Annotated in this window: 23 protein-coding genes; 17 read left to right on the plus strand and 6 right to left on the minus strand. The window is 50.2% G+C overall.

Annotated elements, in window-relative coordinates:
• Nucleotides 1–98 precede the first annotated feature (98 nt).
• From AC50Y3_RS09370 to AC50Y3_RS09390, 5 genes are all read left to right on the plus strand, one after another.
• Nucleotides 99–1514 carry an extracellular solute-binding protein gene (locus AC50Y3_RS09370; RefSeq protein ID WP_494818487.1) on the plus strand — a complete coding sequence of 472 codons (1416 nt, stop codon included), beginning with the start codon at nt 99–101 and terminating at the stop codon, nt 1512–1514.
• Nucleotides 1511–2467, plus strand: coding sequence for a carbohydrate ABC transporter permease (locus tag AC50Y3_RS09375; RefSeq protein ID WP_494818488.1), 957 nt, complete (start codon nt 1511–1513; stop codon nt 2465–2467). The genes AC50Y3_RS09370 and AC50Y3_RS09375 overlap by 4 nt, the downstream gene beginning before the upstream one ends.
• Before the next feature lie 17 nt (nt 2468–2484).
• A complete protein-coding gene (locus tag AC50Y3_RS09380; protein ID WP_494818489.1) occupies nt 2485–3375 on the plus strand; it encodes a carbohydrate ABC transporter permease in 891 nt (296 codons plus the stop codon).
• Between the two features lie 47 nt (nt 3376–3422).
• Nucleotides 3423–6188: a glycoside hydrolase family 38 N-terminal domain-containing protein gene (locus AC50Y3_RS09385; RefSeq protein WP_494818490.1), complete on the plus strand. Its 2766-nt coding sequence runs from the start codon at nt 3423–3425 to the stop codon at nt 6186–6188.
• 63 nt (nt 6189–6251) lie between these two features.
• Nucleotides 6252–7040 carry a phytanoyl-CoA dioxygenase family protein gene (locus AC50Y3_RS09390; RefSeq protein ID WP_494818491.1) on the plus strand — a complete coding sequence of 263 codons (789 nt, stop codon included), beginning with the start codon at nt 6252–6254 and terminating at the stop codon, nt 7038–7040.
• 71 nt (nt 7041–7111) lie between these two features.
• On the opposite strand, the gene AC50Y3_RS09395 is transcribed toward AC50Y3_RS09390, so the two are convergent.
• Nucleotides 7112–7558 carry a hypothetical protein gene (locus AC50Y3_RS09395; RefSeq protein WP_494818492.1) on the minus strand — a complete coding sequence of 149 codons (447 nt, stop codon included), beginning with the start codon at nt 7556–7558 and terminating at the stop codon, nt 7112–7114.
• 80 nt (nt 7559–7638) lie between these two features.
• Between AC50Y3_RS09395 and AC50Y3_RS09400 the strand changes: the two genes are divergently transcribed.
• Together AC50Y3_RS09400 and AC50Y3_RS09405 are read left to right on the plus strand one after the other, a co-directional pair.
• The gene (locus AC50Y3_RS09400; RefSeq protein WP_494818493.1) at nt 7639–8019 is read left to right on the plus strand and encodes a DUF423 domain-containing protein; all 381 of its coding nucleotides are present in this window, start codon (nt 7639–7641) and stop codon (nt 8017–8019) included.
• A 556-nt stretch (nt 8020–8575) separates the two neighbouring features.
• The gene (locus tag AC50Y3_RS09405; protein ID WP_494818494.1) at nt 8576–10480 is read left to right on the plus strand and encodes a putative bifunctional diguanylate cyclase/phosphodiesterase; all 1905 of its coding nucleotides are present in this window, start codon (nt 8576–8578) and stop codon (nt 10478–10480) included.
• A 36-nt stretch (nt 10481–10516) separates the two neighbouring features.
• Here the strand turns inward: AC50Y3_RS09405 and AC50Y3_RS09410 are convergent, their stop codons facing one another.
• Nucleotides 10517–11044, minus strand: coding sequence for a hypothetical protein (locus tag AC50Y3_RS09410; protein ID WP_494818495.1), 528 nt, complete (start codon nt 11042–11044; stop codon nt 10517–10519).
• A 207-nt stretch (nt 11045–11251) separates the two neighbouring features.
• On the opposite strand from AC50Y3_RS09410, the gene AC50Y3_RS09415 reads away from it, so the two are divergent.
• Nucleotides 11252–11557 (plus strand): YunC family protein, encoded by a 306-nt coding sequence (locus AC50Y3_RS09415; protein ID WP_475781982.1) that lies wholly within the window; start codon nt 11252–11254, stop codon nt 11555–11557.
• An 82-nt stretch (nt 11558–11639) separates the two neighbouring features.
• Here the strand turns inward: AC50Y3_RS09415 and mtnA are convergent, their stop codons facing one another.
• Together mtnA and mtnK are read right to left on the minus strand one after the other, a co-directional pair.
• Nucleotides 11640–12704: an S-methyl-5-thioribose-1-phosphate isomerase gene (gene mtnA / locus AC50Y3_RS09420; protein WP_494818496.1), complete on the minus strand. Its 1065-nt coding sequence runs from the start codon at nt 12702–12704 to the stop codon at nt 11640–11642.
• Between the two features lie 21 nt (nt 12705–12725).
• Nucleotides 12726–13946, minus strand: coding sequence for an S-methyl-5-thioribose kinase (gene mtnK, locus AC50Y3_RS09425; protein WP_494818497.1), 1221 nt, complete (start codon nt 13944–13946; stop codon nt 12726–12728).
• 133 nt (nt 13947–14079) lie between these two features.
• On the opposite strand from mtnK, the gene AC50Y3_RS09430 reads away from it, so the two are divergent.
• The 6 genes from AC50Y3_RS09430 to sufB all read left to right on the plus strand — a co-directional run bounded on the left by AC50Y3_RS09430 (nt 14080) and on the right by sufB (nt 20051).
• Entirely contained in the window at nt 14080–14679 is a 600-nt protein-coding gene (locus tag AC50Y3_RS09430; protein ID WP_494818498.1) for a DUF1802 family protein, read from the plus strand.
• 196 nt (nt 14680–14875) lie between these two features.
• Complete coding sequence (gene sufC, locus AC50Y3_RS09435; protein ID WP_494818499.1) at nt 14876–15655, plus strand: Fe-S cluster assembly ATPase SufC; 780 nt, start codon at nt 14876–14878, stop codon at nt 15653–15655.
• A 20-nt stretch (nt 15656–15675) separates the two neighbouring features.
• Nucleotides 15676–16983 (plus strand): Fe-S cluster assembly protein SufD, encoded by a 1308-nt coding sequence (gene sufD / locus AC50Y3_RS09440; protein WP_494818500.1) that lies wholly within the window; start codon nt 15676–15678, stop codon nt 16981–16983.
• The gene (locus AC50Y3_RS09445) at nt 16980–18206 is read left to right on the plus strand and encodes a cysteine desulfurase (protein WP_494818501.1); all 1227 of its coding nucleotides are present in this window, start codon (nt 16980–16982) and stop codon (nt 18204–18206) included. Before sufD ends, AC50Y3_RS09445 begins: the two co-directional genes overlap by 4 nt.
• The gene (sufU, locus tag AC50Y3_RS09450; protein ID WP_475781975.1) at nt 18193–18618 is read left to right on the plus strand and encodes a Fe-S cluster assembly sulfur transfer protein SufU; all 426 of its coding nucleotides are present in this window, start codon (nt 18193–18195) and stop codon (nt 18616–18618) included. The genes AC50Y3_RS09445 and sufU overlap by 14 nt, the downstream gene beginning before the upstream one ends.
• Before the next feature lie 35 nt (nt 18619–18653).
• On the plus strand, nt 18654–20051 hold the full coding sequence (sufB, locus tag AC50Y3_RS09455; protein WP_494818502.1) for a Fe-S cluster assembly protein SufB: 1398 nt from the start codon (nt 18654–18656) through the stop codon (nt 20049–20051).
• A 76-nt stretch (nt 20052–20127) separates the two neighbouring features.
• Here the strand turns inward: sufB and AC50Y3_RS09460 are convergent, their stop codons facing one another.
• Nucleotides 20128–21180 (minus strand): HD-GYP domain-containing protein, encoded by a 1053-nt coding sequence (locus AC50Y3_RS09460; RefSeq protein ID WP_494818503.1) that lies wholly within the window; start codon nt 21178–21180, stop codon nt 20128–20130.
• Between the two features lie 154 nt (nt 21181–21334).
• The gene (locus AC50Y3_RS09465) at nt 21335–22069 is read right to left on the minus strand and encodes a molybdenum cofactor biosynthesis protein (RefSeq protein WP_494818504.1); all 735 of its coding nucleotides are present in this window, start codon (nt 22067–22069) and stop codon (nt 21335–21337) included.
• 111 nt (nt 22070–22180) lie between these two features.
• Here AC50Y3_RS09465 and moaA point away from each other — a divergent pair, with 111 nt between their 5' ends.
• The 3 genes from moaA to AC50Y3_RS09480 are packed head-to-tail and all read left to right on the plus strand — an operon-like array spanning nt 22181 to nt 25161.
• The gene (gene moaA, locus AC50Y3_RS09470; RefSeq protein ID WP_494818505.1) at nt 22181–23182 is read left to right on the plus strand and encodes a GTP 3',8-cyclase MoaA; all 1002 of its coding nucleotides are present in this window, start codon (nt 22181–22183) and stop codon (nt 23180–23182) included.
• A 31-nt stretch (nt 23183–23213) separates the two neighbouring features.
• The gene (locus AC50Y3_RS09475) at nt 23214–23696 is read left to right on the plus strand and encodes a hypothetical protein (protein ID WP_494818506.1); all 483 of its coding nucleotides are present in this window, start codon (nt 23214–23216) and stop codon (nt 23694–23696) included.
• Nucleotides 23697–23718: 22 nt separating this feature from the next.
• Nucleotides 23719–25161: a bifunctional metallophosphatase/5'-nucleotidase gene (locus tag AC50Y3_RS09480; protein WP_494818507.1), complete on the plus strand. Its 1443-nt coding sequence runs from the start codon at nt 23719–23721 to the stop codon at nt 25159–25161.
• Nucleotides 25162–25178: the final 17 nt, after the last annotated feature.

Consider the following 25178-nt stretch of genomic DNA (forward strand, 5'->3'; position numbering starts at 1 on the left):
TACATATGTAGGGAGGTGCGGCAGAAAGTCCGCTGACATCATGATTTGAAATTGGTTTGGTCCACAAGCAATTTAAGAGACGAGAGGAGTTTGGGTCAATGAAGGGGAGCAAATGGGTTTCTTCGATCTTGTCCATTTTCGTGGTGTTGACACTCGTTTTATCAGCTTGTTCCGACAATTCAGGCAATAAAAATGAAAGCGGTAACAAAAATAACGCAGCAGCTACAACAAACAACACGACCAGTTCAGATACGGCTTCGACGTCGACAGAGTCGGAGGATGACGGCAGTAATGACACTGCAGCTGCTCCGGCAGCCGAACCGTTCGAGTTAACGGTTTGGAGCCATAATGTTGCCAATGCCATGCCGGAAGCCAACGATCCGACAGCGACGAAGATTTATGACTTCATTCAGAAGAAGATGGAAGAGAAATTTCCGGGCATTACGATTAAATATATCGACAAAGGCTGGGCAGATACACTTCGTCAAGCGATCATGGTTGCCGTAATGGGCGGGAATCCGCCGGATGTAGCAGACGGCGAAGACTTCATTCCGGAATTTGCGCGTATCGGTGCTCTTCTGGAGGTTCCGCAGGATGTAGCCGCTCAGCTTGCTCCCGGTCCAATGAAAGCAGCTATGCATGACGGCAAGCCGTACGCGGTTGCACAGATGACAGGCGTATTCAGCCTTGTCTATAACAAGGATGTTATGGCGAAAGTCGGGCTTGATCCGAATACACCGCCGAAAACATGGGATGAATGGCTCGATATGTCCAAGAAAGCGACTGCGGCAGGCAAAGGTGAATACTTCGGCTCGATCGTTCAGAACATGGGTCTGGGCGGAGCATTCCGACTTGCGCCGTTCATGCGCCAAGTAGGCGGAGACTTCACGAATGCGGATTGGTCGCAGGTGACCTTCGATTCGCCGGAGAACCTCAAAGCGCTGACATTCCTGCGTGAGCTTGCCAAAACAGCGCCTCCGGGCTCTACGTCCATGACGGATGAAGGCCAATTCTTCAACCTGCTGAACAGCGGGAAGGTGGCCTTTGCCGTTAATGGTCCTTGGCATATCGCATGGGGCAAATCCATGGGCTGCACAAACTGCGGCTTTGCACCGCTGCCGGTGCCGGAAGCCGGTAAAACCGGCAACGTCATTGTAGGGAACACGCTCTTCTATGCGCTCAAGCAATCGAAGCACCCTGAGGCTGCGATTGAGTTCCTGACGATTCTGGCGAGCAAAGAATATCAAGAGCTTGAAGCAAATGCTACGGGCCGACTTCCAGCCAATATGGAAGCAGGCAAGAACGCTGACTTGCTCAAAGCCTATCCGGAGCTTCAAGTGTTCAACGATATCGTAGCGAACGAGCAAAGCGCTCCGCTGCCGGTCTATCCGAAGAACGGTCCGCAAATCTGGGAAGCGTGGTATAAAGCGCAGGATATTACGCTGACAACAGATAAACCGATCGAAGACGCATTGAAGGATGCACAGAAAACAGCTGAGGAACAGTTGAAATGAGTACGGTTGAGATCAAGAAGGAGACTCCCCGGGCGATGCCCGGGGAGAATTCCTCGTCCATCCTGCAGCGGCTGAGACCTTTCTATAATCGCCACCGTGACGGTGTGATCGGTTATTCCTTACTTGCGCCTATGTTTGTTTTTTTCGCTGTTTTCTCCTTATTCCCGGTGCTATTCGTTATTTATTTGTCCTTTACGGAATGGAATGGCGTACTTGGGTTGCCGAAATGGGTGGCGCTTGACAATTTTCACCGCTTCTTTACGACCGGCGATTATTTAGTTACCCTGCTGCATGCAGGTTTATATGGGTTGTTAATTCTGGTTGGCTGTATGTCGATCGGCTTCTTCATCGCACTGCTGCTAAATCAGAAGGTGAAGGCGGTTGGCCTGTACCGTACGCTTTGGTATTTGCCTGTCCTCGTATCCTTTGCGGTCGTCGCTCAAATTGCGAACGCGGTTCTTGATCCGGTTACCGGCTTAGCGCGCAAAGTGATGGAACGGTTCGGAATGGAGCCGATTATATTCCAACAAAGCGTCTTCTGGATGACCTTCTGGCTCATTCTCATTTCCATTTGGAAGGGAATCGGCGGCACGGTCATTATCTATTTGGCCGGGTTACAAGGGATTGATACGACGCTTTATGAAGCGGCAAAGGTTGACGGGGCTACGCGGTTCAAAATTATGCTCTACGTGACGCTGCCTTCGCTCCGACCAATCACGATGTATATCGCCATTATGGGTATTATCGCAAGCTTTCAGATCTTCGAGCCGGTGCAGCTCCTGACTCATGGCGGCCCTCAGGGCCATACCAATATTATTTTGCACCGGATCTATCAGGATGCCTTCCAGTCCTTCAATATGGGGATGGCCAGTGCCTCTTCCGTCATGGTGCTGCTGTTCACTTTCACGTTAACGATGATTCAATACCGCATTTCGCAGCGAAACCAAACCTAAGGGAGGAACGCCAAGACATGGTTAATGAACGAGGCAAGCTTGAAAGTTTCGCGGTTTACTTGCTGCTCATTGTCGGAAGTGCCGTCATGTTCTACCCGTTCCTCTTTCAGGTGATGGCTTCCATCGGCTCGAACAAAGATTATTACGATTCGATTCTGCTGCCAATTCCGACTGAAATTAATTTGGACCGCTACGTTCATCTCTTTCAAAACTCGCTGATTTTCCGCTATTTCGTCAACACGGCTCTAAGAAGTATTTACTACATCGCGGTTACCTGTTTTGTGTCGCTCATCGCGTCTTATGTGTTTACCAAGCTTCGGTTTAAAGGACGCGACACGGTGTTCGTCATCTTCCTGACTTCGATGATGATCCCGGGTCAAGTGACGCTGATTCCGACGTATCTGCTGTTCGCTCGTTTTCCTCTGTTAGGCGGCAATGATTGGCTCGGTCAAGGCGGTCACGGCATGATTGATACGTGGGGAGCGCTGCTGCTTGGAAGCGGGATTGTGAACATTGCAGCTATATTTCTAGTGAAGCAAACGATGGAGTCGATTCCGTTCGAATATGAGGAGGCAGCCCGAATTGACGGTGCCGGCGTATTCTGGACGATATTCGGCATCTATTTTCCGATGGTTCGCGCTGTCCTTGCAGTCATTGTCATTACGACGTTTATTGCGATTTGGAATGATTATTTGTGGCCTCTTGTGGCCATTAACAACCCCAATATTCAGGTCATCAATACAGGCGTTACCAGCTTGCTCACGACGATGATGCAAAGCGGCCAAGTGCCGGAATATCCCGATTTCTTTGCTCTGACTGCCATTGTCGTGCTGCCGCCGATTCTGGTGTATTTGCTGCTCCAACGTAATTTCATTCAAGGCTATGCGATGGCGGGGATAAAAGGGTAAGAGCGCCCTGCGGAATAACGCCTATTTGGTCTGTTTAGGAGGAACTCATGACGAAGTTATCTTCCATTAAAACGGTTTATGTCGTATCCCATACGCACTGGGATCGGGAATGGTATCAGGACTATCAAGGGTTTCGCACAAGACTAGTCTATATGATCGACGAGCTGCTGGATACGATGGAAGCCAATCCGGATTATCGTTATTTTCTGATGGATGGCCAGACGATTGTCATTGACGATTATTTGGAAATCCGCCCGGAGCGCAGGGAGCAGCTGACGCAATATATTCGGGAGTCCCGCATTGGAGTAGGGCCTTGGTATGTGATGCCGGATGAATTTCTGGTCAGCGGGGAGTCGCTCATTCGTAATTTGCAGACAGGCTTCCGCGAATCGCGCAAGCTTGGCACAGAGCCGGTCAAATCGGGGTACATCCCTGATATTTTCGGCCATAACAGTCAGTTTCCGCAGCTGCTGCGCGGGTTTGGCATCGATAATGCGGTGCTGTTCCGCGGCTTCCACGGCGACTGCGATCCGGCCGAGATGGAGTGGGAAGGGGCAGACGGAAGCCGGGTGCTCGGTCTGAAGCTGGATGAAGACCGAGCTTACGGCGACTTCTACTTCTTCCTCCGCTGGCCGTTCGTTGACCGGGAATTCCGTTACGAGGAGCCGGAACTTATCGAACGAGCCCGGTCGATGCTGGCTTATAAGAACAAGCGAGCAACGACAGATATCATGATGGGCATGGACGGCGTGGATCATATTGAAATCGAGCCTCGTCTGCCATGGTTGCTGCAAACGCTGAATGAATCGGAATCGCTGGAAGGCGTCAAATTTATGCATGCCACGCTGGAGCAATACTTGGAGGCACTACGAGGCAAAGTCAGCAATTTGAAGCTGTATCAAGGCGAGCAGCGAACCAATGGCTATAACGGCATCAATAACTGGGTGCTGGTGAATGTACTGTCCTCCCGCATCCACTTGAAGCAGCGGAATCAGCAGTGTGAGCTTCTGCTTGAGAAATGGGCCGAGCCATGGGCGGTCTTCGCCATGCTGGAGGGAAGGGCTTATCCGCGCGTCTTTCTGGAGAAGGCTTGGCAGTTTCTGCTGCAAAATCATCCGCATGATTCCATCTGCGGCTGTTCCATCGATCAGGTCCATCAGGACATGATCTATCGGTTTGATCAAAGCCGCCTCATTGCGCAGCAGATGAACCATGAGCAGCTGCACTATTTTGCTAACCATATTGATCCGAGCGGGCTAGTCGGCACCGATATTCTCGTTGTGTACAATCCGATTCAGGATGCCGAAGAAGGCGTCATCATCGTAGATGCGGAGCTCCTGCATGACAGCGCCGGCGGGTTGAAATCTATTGTGCTTGGCGGCAATTTCCTTCAACTGCGCGATGGGAGCGGTCAATTGCTGGATTGCCAGATCGTGGAGATCGCGCGCAATAAAGTGAGACGTGTCCGCAAATATCGCGATATTCCTAGCGGGGAGACAGTGGATCGCCTCAAGCTGGCTTTCAAGGGGAACATTCCCTCCTGCGGGTATGCGGCATTTTCGATTGAGAAAGTAGTCATTCCGGTGCCGGCTTTCGGGGAGTACAGTATGACGTCGCTCGTGCAGCCTCGTCGTCTTCTGGGGACAATGAAGGTCAACGAGACGACATGGAATAACGGCCGAATCGAAATGCGCGTGAATGAGAACGGCACGATTCGAGTGACGGATGTGCAAAGCGGCAAGGCACACGATGGTCTGCTGTTGTTTGAAGATGCGGCTGATATCGGCGAGGGCTGGAATTATGTGGCGCCGGCTAACAATGCGATCTTTCATTCCGCCGGCTGCCGCGCTGTGATTTCAACGGTCACAGACGGGCCGCTGGTCAGCATCGCATGCGTGGAAATCACCTTCATGGTGCCTGCCGGCATTACGCATGATGATACAAGCCGCCGCGACGACAAGGTCGGTTTAGTGATTCGTACCTACCTGGAGCTTCGCAAAGATGATCCCGTGCTGCGCTGCAAAACGATCGTGAACAATACGGCGCGCAATCACCGGTTGAAACTGCTCTTCCCATCTGGGATTCAAACCGACCATTACTATGCGAGCACGCCGTTTGATCTTGTTAAGCGCCTGATAAAGCAGATCGACGCTGCGGCCCACTTGGAAACTGCCCGAGGGGATGCGCCCTATAACGGCGTTGTTGCTTTGCGGGATGATACAACGGGATTAGCGCTGTACTCGAAGGGGCTCTATGAGATGGCGATGAAAGAAGACGAGGCGCGCACGGCCGCGCTAACGTTATATCGCAGCACGGATAAGGAAGTGCTGTGCGACGGCGGGGATGGCGGTCAGCTCCTCCGCGAGATGACCTTCGAGTATGCCATCCGGCCATTCGAGGCACAGACGGTGTCGCTGCCAGCTTTATGGGCGGAGCGCGAGCAGTTTGCCGCCGGCTTGCAGTCGTTAACGGTGCGTAGAGATGACATTCGTTATGAATCGCTGCAGCGGCGAGAGCGCAGTCTGCCGTCCGTCCATTCCTATGTCCAAGTGGACAATGGCTCAATCCGTATAAGTGCGCTTCAGCAAGCGGAGCGGCTGACGAATGGCGTTAATCTTCGTTTGTTCAATGCGTCGGAGAACGCGGAAGCGGCGGTTGTCCGGTTTGACCGTCCTATTGAGTTTGCAGAAGCCGTCTCGCTCGATGAGCAGCCGATTGCCGGCTTCACGGACCTGCATGTGAAGAATGGGGCCATCTCGATTGCCCTTGGCGCCAAACGCATTCAGACGATCCGGCTGACATTCGGCTCGTAGGACTAGCATATAGTTGTTAAAGTAGTATTCCATTTCTAAACTTACAGAAGGAGCGATAGCTCAATGTTAAATCCGGTAGTGTCACCAGGCGAATTAACAGAAATCGATCGTTTTATTTTTGAATCATGGGGATATTTTATCATTCCGGATGTGATGAACGCAGAAGAGGTGAAAGCATGCCTGGAAGCTTCGGAGCGTGTTCATAGAGCAGCAGGGACGGAAGGTTTCGGTCAAGTAGGGCGAGGTTATGAGACAGAGCCGGCGCTCGAGCAATTGATGGATCACCCTGCAGTGCTTCCGAAGATCAGAGGCCTATACGGAGATCGATTCATCATGCAGTCCGGCTGGAATACGAAACAGCCGGCCTTTGGCGGGATGGGCGGATGGCATCAGGACGGCTCGGGCGCTTATGATTTCAAGAAGCTGAGCTTCCCGCAAATTCCGTTGGTGCAGCTGCGGGCTTCGTTCCTTCTCACTGATCAAACGCAGCCTCGAATGGGGAATATGGAACTGATCCCGGGCAGTCACCGCAGCCTGGTTCCGATGCCGGATGCGCTGCGCAAGGAGAAGGGCGATGTTTCGATCGGCCACGTCATTTGTGCTCCGGCAGGCTCCGTTCTGGTATTCCACAACGCGGTTTGGCATCGCACCTATGCGCACGACGGTGACTATGATCGCTATACGATGCACTACATCTATAGTCCGCCATGGGTGAGAGCATCCGACAGGCTGCAAAATTCGAAGGCGTTTCTTGAGCAAACGACACCGCTCCGTCGCGCGTTGATGGGAGAATTCCATCGTCCTGATGCGCCGTTTGGAAGCGGGTATGAGGTTCCGCCATTCGAGGGTTAAATGAAAAAAGAGGAAGAGCCGCGTCGATCGCGCTCTTCCTCTTTGCTTTTCAAGTACCTGTGTTCAAACCGTTAGCCGCCCATTGCAAGACCGATCAGGAATAAACCGATAAATCCGATAGGGAGCAGTCCGTTTGTAACGATTCCAATAATAGAGAAGGCTTTACGTTTATTCTTGGCGCAGACGCCGACGATGCCTAGGATCAGCCCTACAATGCTGGCTCCCATCGAGCAGATAATCAGCAAGCCGGCCCCTATAATTGGCGCGTAAGTTTCGATATCTGCCATATTCGCCTCAATTTCCTGCTGAAGAGTGTTGCTGTCTGCAAAGTTGTGGTTCATAATAAATGATGTTGCAAGAATAATGGCGACGATAAAGCCGATAATGCTGATGAGTCCAATGATAAATGAAGCTATGCCAAGCTTGGATTGCGTTTTGGGCGGCTGTTCCTCATAAGCTGCCGGTATTGGAGTAAAACCGTCTTGCGGGAACTGAGTCTCGCTGCCGTTTTCATTCATTGACTAGATCTCCTTTATCAATCATTTGCTATCGTACAGTTTAACGTATTTTACAGCCATTGGAAAGGATGGAGAATGGGATGTTTAACAAATATGGCGCTTACGGAGCGATCCATGCGTTGCTCGCCGTTGCGTTCGGCGCATTCGGAGCTCACGCCTTGAAAGACCGGCTTACCGATGAAATGCTGAATGTATTTGAAACCGGCGTCCGCTATCATATGTACCACGCCATCGGGCTATTCCTGATTGCGCTGGCCGCGGAAAGAATCGGACAGGGCAAGGGAATCCGCTGGGCGGCCCGATTGATGCATATCGGTATTTTCCTGTTTTCCGGAAGCTTATATGCGCTCAGTCTGTCGAACATAAAGCCGCTGGGCATCATCACGCCTTTCGGCGGACTTGCCTTTATCGTGGCTTGGGCTGTGGCTGCCTATTCCATCTGGAAAGCTAAGAGCAGCTAGATTTGGTTTAATAGGTTATGGAATCGTGAGGCAACTTTCGCGTCTGGCTGCTGTAAAGGCATCCGGGCGCTGAGGTTGCCTCTTTTCATTGCACAAAATCTGCTAGTTAAGCTCTTATGTAGACCTCTGTGTGAGCTTCATTGGCTCATTCCCGCCGTGCATTGGCACAGTATAGCTCCCAGAACCACACTTCATGCAATTCCACAGAAATTTTCCTAATGTATTGCTCTGAGAGCTACTCTTAACTCAATCTCGCCGAGCCTCGCCGAAAGTGTTGCTCCCAGAGCCACACTGACTCGAATTCTATCTCTTTTCGCCGAATGTATTGCTCTGAGAGCAACTCTTCGCACAACCTTATCTCGCCTCGTCGAACGTATTGCTCCCAGAGCCACTCATCATCCATCTTCGCCAAAATTCGACAACGCACGCTTCGGGCTTTCTCTTCTCGCGCACAAAGCCAGTAAATATAGGAAAAAGCTGTATCCAGGTTTGACCAAAATCGTTTATAATAAACGAATGTGACGAATCATGCCGTCGAATGGAAGGAAGATGAAGTGTGCTCGTAAAGGCGGAGACATCTCCGATTCGGCCCAAGCCATCAAGGCGACTTGGAAGCGTTCGCAGCCCGTTATGGATGGCATGCCTATGTACGTTCGTTGGCATACTCATAGGCGGCGTGTGGCGTGATGACTGGGCGATTTGGCTGAAAATTGTAGCAGTGGCGGGCGTGTTCTTTATCGCAATCCGTTTTATGCAAATGAACTTCGCGCGTAAACGCGACGATCACGTTCAATCGATCCATACGCCAATTGTTGAATCTTTGCTTGCGTATAGTCCGATTGCTCTTGCTGTCATTGACCGGCAGGGGCACTTTGTGGAGATGAACGCTGCATCAAGCAGACTGCTTGGCTATGAAGCGGAAGAGTTGCTTGGCCGATCATTTTTTCCGCTGATTGACTCATCTAACCAAGAAGCCACCTCAGCTGCTTTTGAGCAGATACTCGAAGGCCATCTTAAGGATTTGACTATCGATATTAAGCATGCTAACGGCTACACACTCAAACTAAATATTATTACAGCACCCGTTATGCGCAGTGGCAGCTGCATCGGTGTGTTAATTATTAGCCAGGATGTTAGTGACCGCAACCGAGTCCAGGAACGTATCCGCTATATGGCGAATTATGACGACATGACCGGTTTGCCGAACCGGCATTCCTTTATGCGGCTTTTGGATGACCGGCTGACGGATGCTAGGATCCGCAGTGAAGGTGGACAGCTAGCGATTTTCCAGCTGGATGTTGACCGCTTCAAGCTGATCAATGCCTCTTTCGGCCGCGAGTTTGGCGATATGCTGCTGCTTCAGGTAGCCGAGCGGCTGACCCGAGGATTGACAGAGATGGATGCGGCGGCTCGCATGGAAGGCGATGAATTCGCGATTCTATATGCCCATGCCGGAGACGAGCAGGTGCTGGATCGGAAAGCGAAAGAGCTCAAGCTGCTGCTGGATGAGCCGTTCGAGCTGCAAGGCTTTCCGCTACATATCACAGCGAGCATCGGTATTGCCGTTAATCATGCGCTAGACGATGATGCCAGTCTCCTTGTGAAGAAGGCCGATCTGGCACTGGCCAAAGTGAAAGATAGCGGTAAGAACGACTATCTGTTTTATTCCGAGGAATGGGATGACAGCTCGCGAGAGCGTCTGGCGCTTGAGCATGATTTGAAGATTGCGCTCCAGAAGGAGCAGTTTGTTCTCCATTATCAGCCCCAGTACCACCTCGGTACCGGCGAAATGGTCGGCGTAGAAGCACTCGTGCGTTGGGAGCATCCGGAACGCGGGCTTGTACCGCCGGGACAATTCATCCCGCTTGCCGAAGAAAATGGCTTGATCGTACAGATCGGAGATTGGGTGCTGCGAGAGGCATGCCGGCAAAATAAAGCATGGCAGGATGCCGGGCTTCGCCAAATTCCCGTCTCCGTCAATTTATCCATCCGCCAATTTATGCAGCAGAATCTGCATCAGAAAGTTGCGGATATTTTGCGCGAGACAGGGCTTGATGCCAGTTATCTCGATCTGGAAATTACGGAAACGATGACGATGGATGTCACGCATGCCTCACGCTGCCTGCTAGAGCTCACGAAACTCGGCGTAACGATTAGCATCGATGATTTCGGGACGGGATATAGCTCCTTCCACTACCTCAAGAACTTGCCGATCGGCAGGCTGAAGATTGACCGTTCGTTCGTTAGGGATATCCAGCAAGATCCGAGCGATGCCGCGATCGTGGCGGCTATTATCGCGATGGCTCATAACTTGAATTTACAAGTGATTGCCGAAGGGGTAGAGACGGAGGAGCAGAAGCGGTTTCTGCAGGAGCATAGCTGCGATGAAATGCAGGGTTTCTTATGGAGTCCGCCGGTACGCGGCGCTGCGATCATCGATATTTTGAAACAAGCCATATAAAGCAAAAAGGAGCTCTCCGCGAAGGGCTCCTTTTTCTTATATAAACTCGTCAATTTCGTAAAGTTTAAAGGAATAAACCTGCTTCTCATCGACATGATAGACCGTTAACATTTGGGAGGATTCATCCAGATTAATAATTCGGCAAGGGATGTTCAGCTTCACGCCAAAGCCCTTGTTCACCATTAAACGAATCAAGCGATTCTCAGCTATGCACGCTTTAATGCGGTCCGTTACGAAAGTTAAATCGAGTTCAGCCGAAACAGCGACAGCGGCTTGCTTTGGTGCATCAGGCTGCGAGGCGGGCGCGGCTGGATCTGTTTTGGAAACATTTCTTGGCGGCTTCGTTTCTTTGTCCTTCTGCTTGCCGGCGGGACCGGCTTCCAATGCTTCAATGAGACGTCCCAATTCAATGCCGGATTTAATTCGGAAGTCGGCAAAACCCGATTGATTGAGCGCATGAAGCAGCCGCTCCATTGCAATTGCGTTGGTTTCACCTTCTACGAGAATGTCGACATTAAACAGGTGGGAGGACTGTTTCGCTGTAAGTTTATCTGTTAGGTTCATTATGCCACTCCATGTCGTCATAAAGTACTATAACTATATCATTAAAGGATTGATAAATGTAGTGTTTGCCAGAGCAATTTTACCGGAAAAAGGAGAATGTCCAATAGGCATTCCGTTAACACTTCGCGCCACCCGAAAGCATATAGTGAAGAAGTAATTCTGCATGAGGTTGTCTGCGATCTGCTAGGGTGGAAGGAGGTGGTTCGGATGATGCGAATGGTTCCCATTACGCTCGAAGGGGGCGCGACAGCGCTTGGAGTTGAGGTGCTTCTGCCTAAAACAACACTGCTTGCTGTGACGACGGATAAAGGCTATATCATGTGTGGAGCGCTTGATGTCGGACTTCTGAACGAACGGTTAAAAGATAGAGGCATCATTGCAGGCCGTGCGGTAGGTGTAAAGACATTGGAAGAACTGATGGCTGCGCCGCTGGAGTCTATAACGGAAGGTGCGGAGGCGCTCGGGATAACGGTTGGCATGAAAGGCGCGGATGCGCTTCTCTTGATGGTATAGATTAATAATGACAAAAGAAAGGTTGCCTCAGGCAGCGTGCTTACGCTGACCTTTAGGCAACCTTTTTCGTCGTTAATAACGATTATTCGGCTTGAAACAGCTTCTTCAGGTTGACGTTATACGGAGGCTTAATGATGCCTTTCTCCGTAATAATCGCCGTTACATAGTCGTTTGGCGTAATGTCGAATGCCGGATTGTAGACTTTCACGCCGACCGGGGCTGTGCGCTTGCCGAAGCCTTCGGTAATCTCATTCTCATGGCGCTCCTCGATTGGAATTTCAGCGCCGGATGGCGTATTCAAATCGATTGTGGACAATGGGCAAGCCACATAGAACGGAATGCCATGTGCTTTAGCAAGAACAGCAACGCTGTATGTGCCGATTTTGTTCGCGACGTCGCCGTTCGCCGCAACACGGTCCGTACCGACGATGACGGCATCGATCCAGCCTTTGCTCATCACCATACCAGCCATGTTATCGCAGATAAGGGTAACGTCTACGCCTGCTTGCTGAAGCTCGAATGCAGTAAGACGCGCGCCTTGCAGAACAGGGCGGGTTTCATCTGCAAATACCCGGAGCTTGATGCCTTGCTCAAGGGCTAGGTAGAAAGGAGCCAGTGCAGTACCGTATTTGGCTGTAGCGAGACCGCCGGCATTACAGTGCGTAAGGACGCCCATACCATCTTGGAACAACGTTAGTGCGTGTTCACCGATAAGGCGATTCGTTTCTTCGTCCTCGCTTTGAATCGTGATCGCTTCTTGAAGCAGCGACTCCTTGCAGGAGGACAGGTCCGCGCCGCTTGCAGCAAGCGCTTCTGCGCGTGCTGTCATACGATCGAGCGCCCAGAACAAGTTTACTGCTGTCGGACGCGATGTCGCAAGATGAGCAGCAGAGGATTTCACGACTTGCAGCCATTCCGCGATTCCATCTGTTACATCGCGGCTGCCAAGTACAACACCATATGCGGCTGCGATGCCGATTGCAGGAGCGCCACGAACTTTAAGATGACGAATGGCTTCCCACACGTCTTCTGTTGTAACTAGCGGCAAATAGACAATTTCTTCAGGCAATAGCCGTTGATCGAGCAGGTCAAGCTGAGTTCCGACCCAGATGACGGATTGCAAAGCTTGATTGGTTGTAGATTCCATATGAATAATCGTTTCCTTTCGTTATGCCTTAACAGCTGCGTTCGCTGTTTGAACGGCATCTATAAGCTGGTTAATCGAAGTAAAGCTGCGGTTTGAAGTGATAAGCGTTTTGCCGATGCGAAGCGCTAGGCGCTGTGCTCTTTCCCGAACAGCGGCATCTTGGATCTTATCGATATCGGCGACATGGGCAAGACCCACAATGCGGCGAACCATTTTGCAGCCTGCGAATCCGATTGTATCTTGAAGCAAACGCTGCATATAGTTTTCCTTGTAGCCTGGAGCAGAGGCAGCCAAGCGGTCAACACCTCGTTCGTTCCAGAGGGCTAGGAATTTCGCTTCGAATTTCGTCAAAACGTCCGTTACGGTTTGCAGCAAGTAAGCTTGGTACTCCTCGCGTTCTGCTGTTGTCCGATCCCATCCTTCACGGGAAGCAAAGTTTAGGAGCAGGTTCGCGACGACAGCGCCGATATCAAATCCCATTGGTCCATAATAAGCGAATTCCGGGTCGATGACTTTCGTAGATTCCGGGGTGATGAAGATACTGCCCGTGTGCAAGTCTCCGTGCAGCAGCGCTTGCGAATGCGTAAGGAATTTCTCGCGAAGCAGGGCAACTTCAAGGTGAAGCTTGCCGTCGTTCCACAGTGCTTGGGCTTCGTCACGAATTGCCGGATCGAAGTTATTCGTATCGGCATCCGTATAAGGATGATCGAAGATAAGATCCTCCGTTATTTTGCACAGCTCCGGATTAATAAAGCTGCTGGTGCGCAGCTTCTTCTCTTGCTGATTATGCCCGAGATCTGAAGTGAAGAATAACGTTTGTGCAAGGAACGTGGAGATATGCTCGGCGAACAACGGATAACGACCGCTGTTCATGAGCCCTTGGCGCATAATGACGTGATCGCTCAGATCCTCCATGATCGTAAGAGCGAGGTCTTTGTCATACAGATAGACATTCGGTACCAGCCCGGGAGCAAGCTGGCCTTCCAGAATGAGCGCTTCGCTCTCGATGCGTGCACGGTCAAGGGTAAGCGGCCAAGATTCACCGACAACCTTAGCGTACGGCAGCGCCTGTTTCATGATAATGCTGCGGCCTGTAGCCGGATTCGAGATATGAAAAACTAAGTTCAAATTGCCATCGCCGATTTCACGGCTGATCAGCTCCGCACCCGGTTCAAAAACACCTTTAACTGTTCGCGCTATTTCAATAGCTTCTGCTTCACTCAATGGATGATATGTAGACATCAATAGCCCACCTCCGGAATGTAGTTGATGTTTCCTATGCCCAAATAAATATAGTATAGCGAAATTTTTTTCGCGTTGGAATACCTTGCTTTGCTATAATACATGTAATTGTTAAGGAACGAGGGTGATGAAAATGTTAATGAAGACCGATCAATTGCAGCCGATCGCGCTCAAAGAATGGGCGGTTGCGGTAAAAGCATTGACCGAAGGCAAGCAAATTATGGTGCTGCGCAAGGGCGGAATTGCGGAGGAAACGAGAGATTTTCAGCTGAAAGCGCCTCGTTTTTACTTCATGCCCGCATTTGAGCATCAAAGACCTGAGCTCTTGAAGGAGCCATTCCGGAACGACGTTCGCCAAATTATGGAGGAATGGAAACCCGGCGCGGCCACGATCGAGATCAACGCAGTGGCTGAAGCCGTCGAGGATATTGAGATCTTCGATCAGGAAACGCTGAACAAATTAGAGCATTTCCATATTTGGACCGAAACATTTGCCGAAGATAGGTTGAAGTGGAAACGAAACAAGCCGCTTCATCTATTATTGCTGCGTGTAAGTAAGCTTGCGAATCCGCTTACACTTCCTATGCAGGATCAATACACGGGTTGTAAATCTTGGGTGAATCTTCCGGACGATCTGTCTGCCATCGAGGCACAGCCGGTATTGACGGATGCCGAATTTAATCAGAGAATAAGTCAAATTCGTGAGGCACTTGGCCTATCGGGTACAAGCTAGGCTAGGTTATAGGCGCAGTAACATTGATTTAAGTTGAAAACTATACTAAAATATAATTGAGAATCACTGAGAATCAATTTAGAATAATTCTAAAAGAGGAATTGTTTCAATAAGTACAAAACAGTTTCGCCGTCTTAGAGCAGGCAATCTCGTTTTGTGCAGAAACGTCCGAACCATCTGGAGGGAGCAGTTTACCATGGCAACACAATTCAAAATCGATGGGCTTAAAGCAGCCATCGAAGGCAAAGAAATATTGAAGGGCATCAACCTTGAAATAAAAGGTGGAGAAGTTCATGCCATCATGGGTCCGAACGGTACAGGTAAAAGTACGCTGGCTTCGGCTCTCATGGGTCATCCTAAATATGAAGTAACAGAAGGCGCAGTTGAATTGAACGGCGAGAACCTTCTGGAAATGGGCGTAGATGAGCGCGCACGCGCAGGTCTGTTCCTTGCTATGCAATATCCAAGCGAAATCAGTGGCGTAACAAACTCCGACTTCCTTCGCAGCGCGATTAACGCACGCCGTGAAGAGGGGAAAGAAATCTCTCTGATCAAATTCATCCGCCAAATGGAAGGCAAGATGAAAGAGCTTGAAATGAATCCGGAATTCATGCACCGTTACCTGAACGAAGGCTTCTCCGGCGGGGAGAAGAAACGGAACGAAATTTTGCAAATGATGATGCTGGATCCGAAAATCGTCGTTCTTGACGAAATCGACTCCGGTTTGGATATCGATGCGCTCAAAATCGTAGCTAACGGCGTGAACACCATGCGTTCCGAAGAGCGCGGTTTCTTGATCATCACTCACTACCAACGTCTTCTCAACTACATTACGCCTGACTTCGTTCACGTTATGATGCAAGGCCGTATCGTTAAATCCGGTGGCCCTGAGCTTGCTGAGCGTCTGGAAAACGAAGGCTATGACTGGGTTAAAGAAGAACTTGGCATCGTAGACGAAACCGTCGGACAGGTTTAATCGGAGGAGGAGCAAGTGAAATGAGTACACAATTATCAACTCCGGTTAACCGCCAGACAGTTTCTGCTTTATCGAAAAGCAAAGGCGAGCCGGCATGGCTTGAGGAATCAAGAATTAAAGGTGCTGAACTGGCGGAAACGCTGGAATGGCCCACTCCGGAAAAAGTCCGTATCAGCCGTTGGAATCTAGCGGCGATCGGTAACCATAAATTGCAAGCTGCCATCACCTCTGTAAGCGAGCTTCCGGGCTCCATTGGAGAATTGGTCGCAGGTGCACAAGCCGGTCTGGTTGTTCAGCGCAACAGCACAAGCGTGCTTCAACAGCTGTCGGCAGAGCTTGCTGCTAAAGGCGTTATTTTCACAGATCTGGAAACAGCAGCACGTGAGCACAGCAGCTTGGTTCAACAGTATTTGTATAGCGTTGTCCCGCAGGATGAGAACAAGCTGACGGCACTTCAATCCACGATTTGGAACGGCGGCGTTTTCCTGTACGTTCCGAAGAACGTTGAAGTCGAGCTTCCTTTGCAAGCTCTATTCTTCAGTGATGATGCAGGTGCAACTTTTGCTCCGCGTGTTCTTGTAGTAGCTGACAGCCATAGCCGTGTAACTTATGTAGATAACGTAGTTAGCGCATACGGTGAAAGCGCGGAATCTGTTGCCAAACAATCCATTATTGAAGTTATCGTGAAGCCCGGCGCGCATGTGCGTTACGCAACGGTTCATCATATGTCTGCGAATGTAATCGATTTGACGATTCGCCGTGCCGTTGTTGAGAATGACGGCAATATCGAATGGGTCATCGGTGATCTGCATGACGGCCACACGCTTTCGGACACGCAATCGCTGCTTAAAGGCAATGGTTCGAACTCCGACGCTAAAGTGATCAGCATTGGTACAAACTCGCAGCAGATGAGCCTAACTACCGGAGCGGTTCATTTCGGACGCAATACGGAGAGCAACATGGTTACTCGTGCCGTGATGAAGGATTCAGCGACAGCCATCATCAACGGCATTACGAAGATCGAGAAGGGTGCAACAAAGTCTAACGGCGTGCAGCAAGAGAAAGTACTGATGCTAAGCCCGAAAGCGCGCGGCGATGCAAACCCGATTCTGCTGATTGACGAAGACGATGTTAAAGCCGGTCATGCGGCGAGCGTCGGGCAAGTGAATCCGGAGCAGGTGTACTACTTGATGTCCCGCGGTATTTCGAAGAAAGATGCGGAGCGTTTGATCATTCATGGTTTCTTGGCCCCTGTCGTTTCGGAGATTCCGATTGATGCGGTCAGAGAACAGCTCCAGCGTCTGCTGGAAAGGAAGCTGGAAGGATGAATGTAAAAGCGATCAGAGAGCAATTTCCGATCCTTCATCAACAAATAAACGGCCATCCGCTCGTTTACTTGGACAGTGCGGCGACTTCACAGAAGCCGCGTTCTGTTATTGATGCTGTAAGCCGGTATTATGAGATGGACAACGCCAATGTGCACCGCGGCGTTCATACACTCGGCTCCCGCGCTACAGACGCATACGAAGGCGCACGCGAGAAGGTTGCGGCGTTTCTGAATGCGGCAAGTACACAGGAAATTATTTTCACCCGCGGTACGACTACGGCCCTTAATTTAGTAGCTTCGAGCTATGCCAGAGCCGTTTGCGGCGAAGGCGATGAAATTGTCATCACGCAAATGGAGCATCACTCCAATCTGATTCCTTGGCAGCAGGTGGCGAAAGCAACCGGCGCGACGCTCAAATATATTCCGCTTGAGAAAGACGGATCCATCACGCTCGCAAATGCGGAAGCGACCATTACGGATCGGACGAAAATCGTCTCGATCATGTATGTGTCGAACGTACTCGGCGTTATTAATCCAATCAAAGAAATCACCGCTATTGCTCATCGTCATGGCGCTAAGATGGTTGTCGACGGCGCGCAAAGCACGCCTCATATGAAGGTTGATGTACGGGATCTGGATTGTGACTTCTACGCGTTCTCCGGTCATAAGATGTGTGCGCCGACAGGTATTGGTGCACTCTATGGCAAGAAGGCGCTGCTTGAAGAGATGGAGCCGATCGAATTCGGCGGTGAAATGATCGATCATGTGGATCTGCATGATTCCACTTGGAAGGAGCTGCCTTGGAAGTTTGAAGGCGGCACACCGATTATTGCCGGTGCAGTCGGACTTGGCGCAGCGATTGATTTCCTAACTGAAATCGGTTTGGATGAAATCGAGAAGCACGAGCATAAGCTTGCTGCTTACGCGTACGAGCGTCTCAGTACCATCGATGGCATATCGATATTCGGACCTGTCGATAATCGTGCGGGTCTAGTCACATTTAATTTGAATGATGTCCATCCCCATGACGTAGCGACTGTGCTTGATACGAAGGGGATTGCGGTTCGCGCAGGCCACCATTGCTGCCAGCCGTTGATGCGTTATTTGAATGTTTCTTCTACAGCCAGAGCAAGCTTTTATCTATACAATACCGAAGAGGACGTTGACAGGCTTGTTGACGGCCTCCAGCAGACAAAGGAGTTCTTCGGTTATGGAATTGGATGATTTATACCGCCGTGTCATTATGGATCATTACAAAAACCCGCGTAACCGCGGCACCTTGGACGAAGATTCGCTTACGATTAACCTGAACAATCCAACGTGCGGCGACCGCATCACATTACAGCTTCAAGTGGAAGACGGCATTGTGAAGCAAGCGAAGTTTACCGGAGAAGGCTGCTCGATCAGCATGTCCTCGGCATCGATGATGACCGAAGCTGTGACAGGCAGAACGACGGAAGAAGCACTTGCACTTGCGGAGCGATTCTCGACCTTTATCAAAGGCGGGGAGGCTGAGTTTGAAGAGCTGGAAGATATCGAAGCTCTGTCGGGCGTCAGCAAATTCCCTGCTCGTATTAAATGCGCAACGCTCTCATGGAATGCCCTGCGTAAAGGAATTGAACATCAGAAACAATAAAGCGCGGTTACCGCGTATGGTAGGAGGCTATTACGATGGCTAAAGAAATGCCTGATTTAGAAGATTATAAATATGGCTTTCGCGATGAACATAAAGCGATTTTCCAATCCGGTAAAGGACTAACCCCTGAAATCGTCCGTACGATTTCAGAAATCAAGAACGAGCCGGAATGGATGCTTGAGTTCCGTTTGAAGGCGCTGGAGCAGTTTTACAAAATGCCAATGCCTAAGTGGGGCGGCAACATGGATGATCTGGATTTCGACGATATCCAGTACTATGTTCGTCCTTCCGAGAAGCAAGGCAAAACGTGGGAAGAGGTTCCTACGGAAATTAAAGAAACCTTCGATAAGCTCGGTATTCCTGAAGCAGAGCAGAAGTTCCTTGCTGGGGTATCCGCTCAGTACGAATCCGAGGTTGTTTACCACAGCATGCAAGAAGATCTGGAGAAGCAAGGTGTTATCTTCACGGATACGGATACAGCTCTTCGCGAATATCCAGAGATCTTCAGACAATATTTCGGCACGATCATTCCTCCGGCAGATAACAAATTTGCAGCACTGAACAGTGCGGTATGGTCGGGCGGCAGCTTCATCTATGTTCCAAAAGGCGTGAAATGCGAAATTCCGCTTCAAGCGTACTTCCGTATCAACTCCGAGAACATGGGGCAATTCGAGCGTACACTGATCGTAGCGGACGAAGACAGCTTCGTACATTACGTTGAAGGGTGTACAGCACCGATCTACAGCACGAACTCGCTTCACAGCGCAGTAGTGGAAATTCTTGTTCTGAAGAACGCTCGCTGCCGTTATACGACGATTCAGAACTGGGCTCCGAATATCTACAACCTTGTTACTAAACGTGCCGTTGCCGAAGAAAACGCGACAATGGAATGGGTTGACGGAAATATCGGCTCCAAGCTGACCATGAAATACCCTGCAGTCGTTCTGAAAGGCCGTGGCGCTAAAGGCATGGTACTTTCAATCGCAGTTGCAGGTAAAGGCCAGCATCAGGATGCAGGTGCGAAAATGACTCACCTGGCGCCGGATACGACTTCGACGATCGTTTCCAAGTCGATCAGTAAACACGGCGGTAAAGTAACGTACCGCGGATTGGCTTCCTTTGGCCGTAACTCCGAAGGCTCCAAGGCTAATATCAAATGCGATACGTTGATCTTGGATAATGAATCGACGTCGGATACTATTCCGTACAACGAAATCATGAACGACAACATTACGCTTGAGCATGAAGCTACGGTATCTAAAGTTTCCGAGGATCAGCTGTTCTACCTGATGAGCCGCGGACTTACTGAAGCAGAAGCTACGCAAATGATCGTAATGGGCTTCATCGAACCGTTCACGAAAGAGCTGCCGATGGAATATGCGGTAGAAATGAACCGTCTCATCAAGTTTGAGATGGAAGGCTCGATCGGTTAATACGGGTTAATAGCAAATAAAAACTCCGAATCCTCTTGAAGAGGTTCGGAGTTTTTTTTGTTTGATTCTATAGAAATTACATGTAGACTTGTTTAACTTCAAGATTGCGGGTGACGGTAAGATCGATGAAGCGATCTTCAATGCGAACCAATGGACGGAAAAATTCGGAAGGATGAGTCATAATGATGGTTCCTTTCTCGCCGGATACGAGCTCTACCTGTTTACCGATGAAATTCGGAATCATATGTTTGATAAAGGTATGTGCCGTATAGGCATCCAGCTCGGTGAAGCTCATCCGGTAGAGTTCCTTCAGCACGAAGAGCAGATCGCGCTTCTTCTGGTACACGCGTGAGGAGATCATCGCGCTGTATACATCGGCAACAGCAACGATTTTGGAGACGGGATGGAGATCATCGCCCTTCAGGCGATTCGGATAACCTGTGCCGTCAATTCGCTCGTGATGCTGCAAAGCTACCGTTGCGGCAAGCGACTCGCCGAACGAATCTCGAATGATTTGATGCCCGTAGATCGTATGTTTCTTTATCGATTCAAACTCGTCATCAGAGAGTTTACCCGGTTTATTCAGGATTCCGTCTGTGATCTGGCATTTGCCGATATCATGGAGGAATCCGGCTTGTCCGACCTTAACCGCTTCTTTCTCGGAATAACCGAGCCAAGAGGATAAGTAGTAAGAAAGCATTCCAACTTGAACGGAATGCTGATAAGTGTAATCATCCTTAGTATTAAGCAGAAGCAGCATGGATACGACGTCGCGTTCCATTCTGAAGTTGTCCACTAACGGCTGAAAGGTATGTATAACGTCATCCTCGATAATTTTACCGTTCTGCATCGCCTCAAGAAACAACTGTTCGTAACCGTTTACAGCATCCTGGTAGATGGGCTGTACAGTAGGTATCCACTTGGGGTTGATTCCTGATTCTATCGTTCTAGCCGATTCCTCTTGTTTCCTTGAGATAATATCGACATATTCAATTTGATGCTGAAACAGCTTCGAAATTTCTCTGGCATATAATTCAGTACCTTTAGAGAGTACATGTAATCCGTAGCCGTTGAATGTATCGTTACTTAATTTATCTCCGTCTCTAAGCTCCGTCACATGGATCCGCATACATTCACCTCGAATGACTTATCAATTAGGCTAAGCAATGATAAGACCATGGTAGCAATAAAATGCAGAATTGGCAATGAGAGCACAAAAAAAACAGTACTATATACCCTATTTTGATTACCTAAATTCTTACTTTAAAGCTAGAAAAAACCTCTTATAGTGGCGCGACAGGGTTCCAGGGACCTAGCTGATGACCTTTCCATTCTGAACCGTCTTCCCAAATCTCACGTTTCCATATTGGAACGATCTGTTTCAGTCGCTCGATGGCGTATCGGCTTGCCTCGTAACAGTCACCGCGATGTGGGGCAGAGACGGCAATGACGACACTAATTTCAGCGATTTCAACAACACCGATCCGGTGCGCGATTGCGACAATGGCCCCGGGCCAGCGAGCTTCAATTTCATCGCCGATTTGCTCCAAGGTCTTAACAGCCATGGGGACGTACGCTTCATATTCCAGGCGTACGGTTCGTGCGCCATGCGTCCATTCCCGAGTTGTGCCGGTGAATGTAAGGGCAGCACCGTTGTTCGGAACGATAACCATAGCTGTCATTGCTTCTACGGACAGCGGTTGGTCGGTCACGACAAAGCGGCTAACTTGCGCTGCATCAGTGCCGATTGCAGCTTGTTCCGCTTCTCCGCCTGATACAGGAGGGAGCAACGCGAGCTCATCGTTGGCCTGCAGAAGCTGCTCGTCTGCGGCATAGGTCTGATTGCAGGCCATGAAAGAAATCGTAATCAACGAAGCATCAGCAGGGTAGCGCGTGATGAGCTCCTGCTTCAATTGGTGCACGGAGAGCTCGGCTTGATTCAGCTCAAGCGTAATGACATTCGCTCCAAAACGCTCGGACAGACCGGCAAATAGGTGGATATTCCATTTTACAGACATGTGTTTAACCTCTCGCTATCGTAATGTTAATGGTCTCCATAGCATACCATAATGAGTCCAAAAATGTTATGCTAGAGGCAGAGTCTGGAGAACCGAGGAGGTGCGCGGTGAATGACCGCATTAACAGATCGATTTGGACGCGTTCATGATTATTTGCGCATATCCGTTACGGATCGTTGCAATTTACGCTGCTTGTACTGCATGCCTGAGGAAGGTGTACAGTTCGAGCCTGCGGAGAACTTGCTTAGTTATGATCAAATCACAGAGGTCGTGCGCGCTGGCGCAAGCTTGGGCATTTCCAAGCTGCGAATTACCGGTGGAGAGCCCCTCGTCCGCCCGGGTCTTGCAGATTTAGTGCGTCAGCTTGCAGCCATTCCGGGTATTAAAGATATCTCGATGACAACGAATGGCGTTCTGCTCGCCGATCAAGCAGAGGCACTTCGCGAGGCCGGCGTGAATCGTGTAAATATCAGTTTGGACACGCTCGATCCCGCTCGTTTTCAATTCATTGCAAGGCGCGGCGATTTGAAGAGAGTGTTGAAGGGCATAGAGGTCGCGGCTCAAGTCGGTTTTGCTCCGATCAAGCTTAATTGCGTGCTGCTTAAAGGCGTCAACGAAGATGAGATCGCTGCATTTCTAAGAATGGCCCACGATCAACCGCTTCATGTGCGATTTATTGAATATATGCCTATCGGACATGCCGATGACAATTGGAGAAATCATTATTTGCCCCTTACGCGCGTTCTGGAGATCGCACACGAGAATGGCTTGAATATTTCTCAGATTCACGATGTGCAGGGGAATGGGCCATCCGATGATTACCGGATTGAAGGCGGCAAAGGCTCCTTCGGGCTGATCCATCCTGTTAGTGATCAGTTTTGCTCGCGCTGCAATCGACTTCGGTTGACTGCCGACGGCCATATTCATCCTTGCTTATATTGGGTAGATGAATTAAACGTGAAGCCTGCCCTTGGCGACGCGGAGAAGATGGTGGAGCTGTTTAGCAAAGCGATGGCGATTAAACCGCTTAATCATGAAATGGCCGCGAAGCTTTCGAATGAAGCGCAAAGCCATGAGCCTACCGGAAGACGAATGTCTCAGATCGGCGGATAATATTTTTTTCGGGGAAAAGAGAGGGATTGGCATGACCGTTCAATCGGGAAACACTTCGATTTTAATCGCTTATACAGGACAAGAGCCAGTTAGCATGACAGCAGATGAAATGGCCAAACTGGCAGGCGCGAGCTTCCCATTATCCAATCGGATCGCCGGCGGAGCGGGAGAAGCATTCGATTTCGGAGCATGGTTCGAAGCCTGGCGCAGCAGGCAAGGGATTGCTGCTGATGCCCCGCTGCCTACTCATATGAAAGTAGAAGCCGTCGATACCTTCGAGGCTCTTATTCCTTGGGAGCAGCTAAAGGAAGCTGCTGTGCAATATGCCATCGATGGAGCGCCGCTGCCTAAAGGCGGACCGATTCGACTGTATGTGCCCCATGGTTCAAGCGAATGCTTAAATGTAAAAAGCGTCGTCGTATGCAAGTTCATCCATGACGAAGAGAAACGCGGGGAAGTATCCTACGGCTTCAAGCAAACCTTCTCAGCGGAAGAGATGCGTTTAAAGCGGTAGTCCTTGCAACCGGGAGGCAAGCATGAAAGATATGGCAACGGATGCGCCAGATGTCGTTTTACTACATAGTAATGACATTCACAGTCGTTTGGAGCAAGCAGCCAAGATGGCTGCATACATCGAGGAGACACGGCAAGTCTACGGGGCTGAGCATGTATTGGCCTTGGACATCGGCGATCATATGGATCGTATGCGTGTGGAAACGGAAGCAAGCGACGGCCTGGCTAACATTGATTTACTGAATGCTGCAGGCTATGAGGTTGTTACGATTGGCAACAACGAAGGGCTGACTTTTACACCGGAGCAGTTGGCTGAAGCTTACGCAACGCGAGCATCCTTCAAGACGATTTGCGCCAACTTCTATCAGCTTGAGGATGGTAAACGTCCTTCCTGGCTGCTTCCGAACACGATTATTCGTAAGGGAAAGCTGCGCATCGGTCTAATTGGGGTGACGGCTGCTTTCTCTGAGTTTTATAAGCTTCTGGGGTGGAATGCCACTAACCCATTACAGGCAGTGACGGAGCAAGTTACAGTGCTGCGGCCTCAGGTGGATGTATTAGTGGTCATGTCGCATGTCGGCATTACATTGGATCGTCAAATGGCTGCTGAAATTGCAGGCATCGACCTTATCTTGGGCGGCCACACGCATCATTTATTTGAAGTGCCGGAAGTGATTGGCAAGACTTCACTTTGCGCGGCAGGTAAATTCGGCGAATATTTGGGGCATGTGGAGATTAGGATGGAGGCTGCAACGAATCGTCCGATTATCCATGCGAAGATTGTACCGATGGAGTCGCGCAGCGAGCAGCCTGAGGCGGCAGCGCTAATCAGCGGCTTTCAAGTTGACAGCCGGCAACGTCTCAGCCGAGTCATAACTGTGCTGGAACAACCCATGACTGCAAGCAGCGAGCATGAAACATCGCTCAGCAATTTGCTCGCCGCCGGACTGCGCCGCAAAGCCGATGCCGAGATTGGCATCGTCAATACGGGGCAGCTGCTCAGCGGCCTCGCCGCAGGAGAAGTGACGGCAGGCGACTTGCATGCCCTCTGCCCATCACCGATAAATCCATGCCGGATGAAACTAACCGGAACTGAAATTCGCTTGTCGCTTGAAGAAGCGCTTCAACGCGAATTCGTGGATAAACCGATCCGCGGTTTCGGTTTCCGCGGCCTGGTCCTCGGTACGCTAGCCGTCGACGGACTCGAAATCCACTATGCGCCGGAGCGAACGAACTACAACAGAATCTCGTCCATTGTAGTTAATGGCCAACCATTACGGGACGATGGAGTCTATATTGTTGGGACAATCGATATGTTTACCTTTGGAGTCGGTTATGAGAAAATCAAATACGGCACCGACGTTACGTATTATTTGCCTGAATTTATACGCGATGTGCTGGAGCATGAACTGCTTGATAAAGCTGCAATTGCCGAGAGTTATCGGCAGCGTTGGATTGTAGGCTAATGCAGCGACAATGAAAT

The organism is Paenibacillus sp. J22R98 (genome assembly GCF_059383835.1).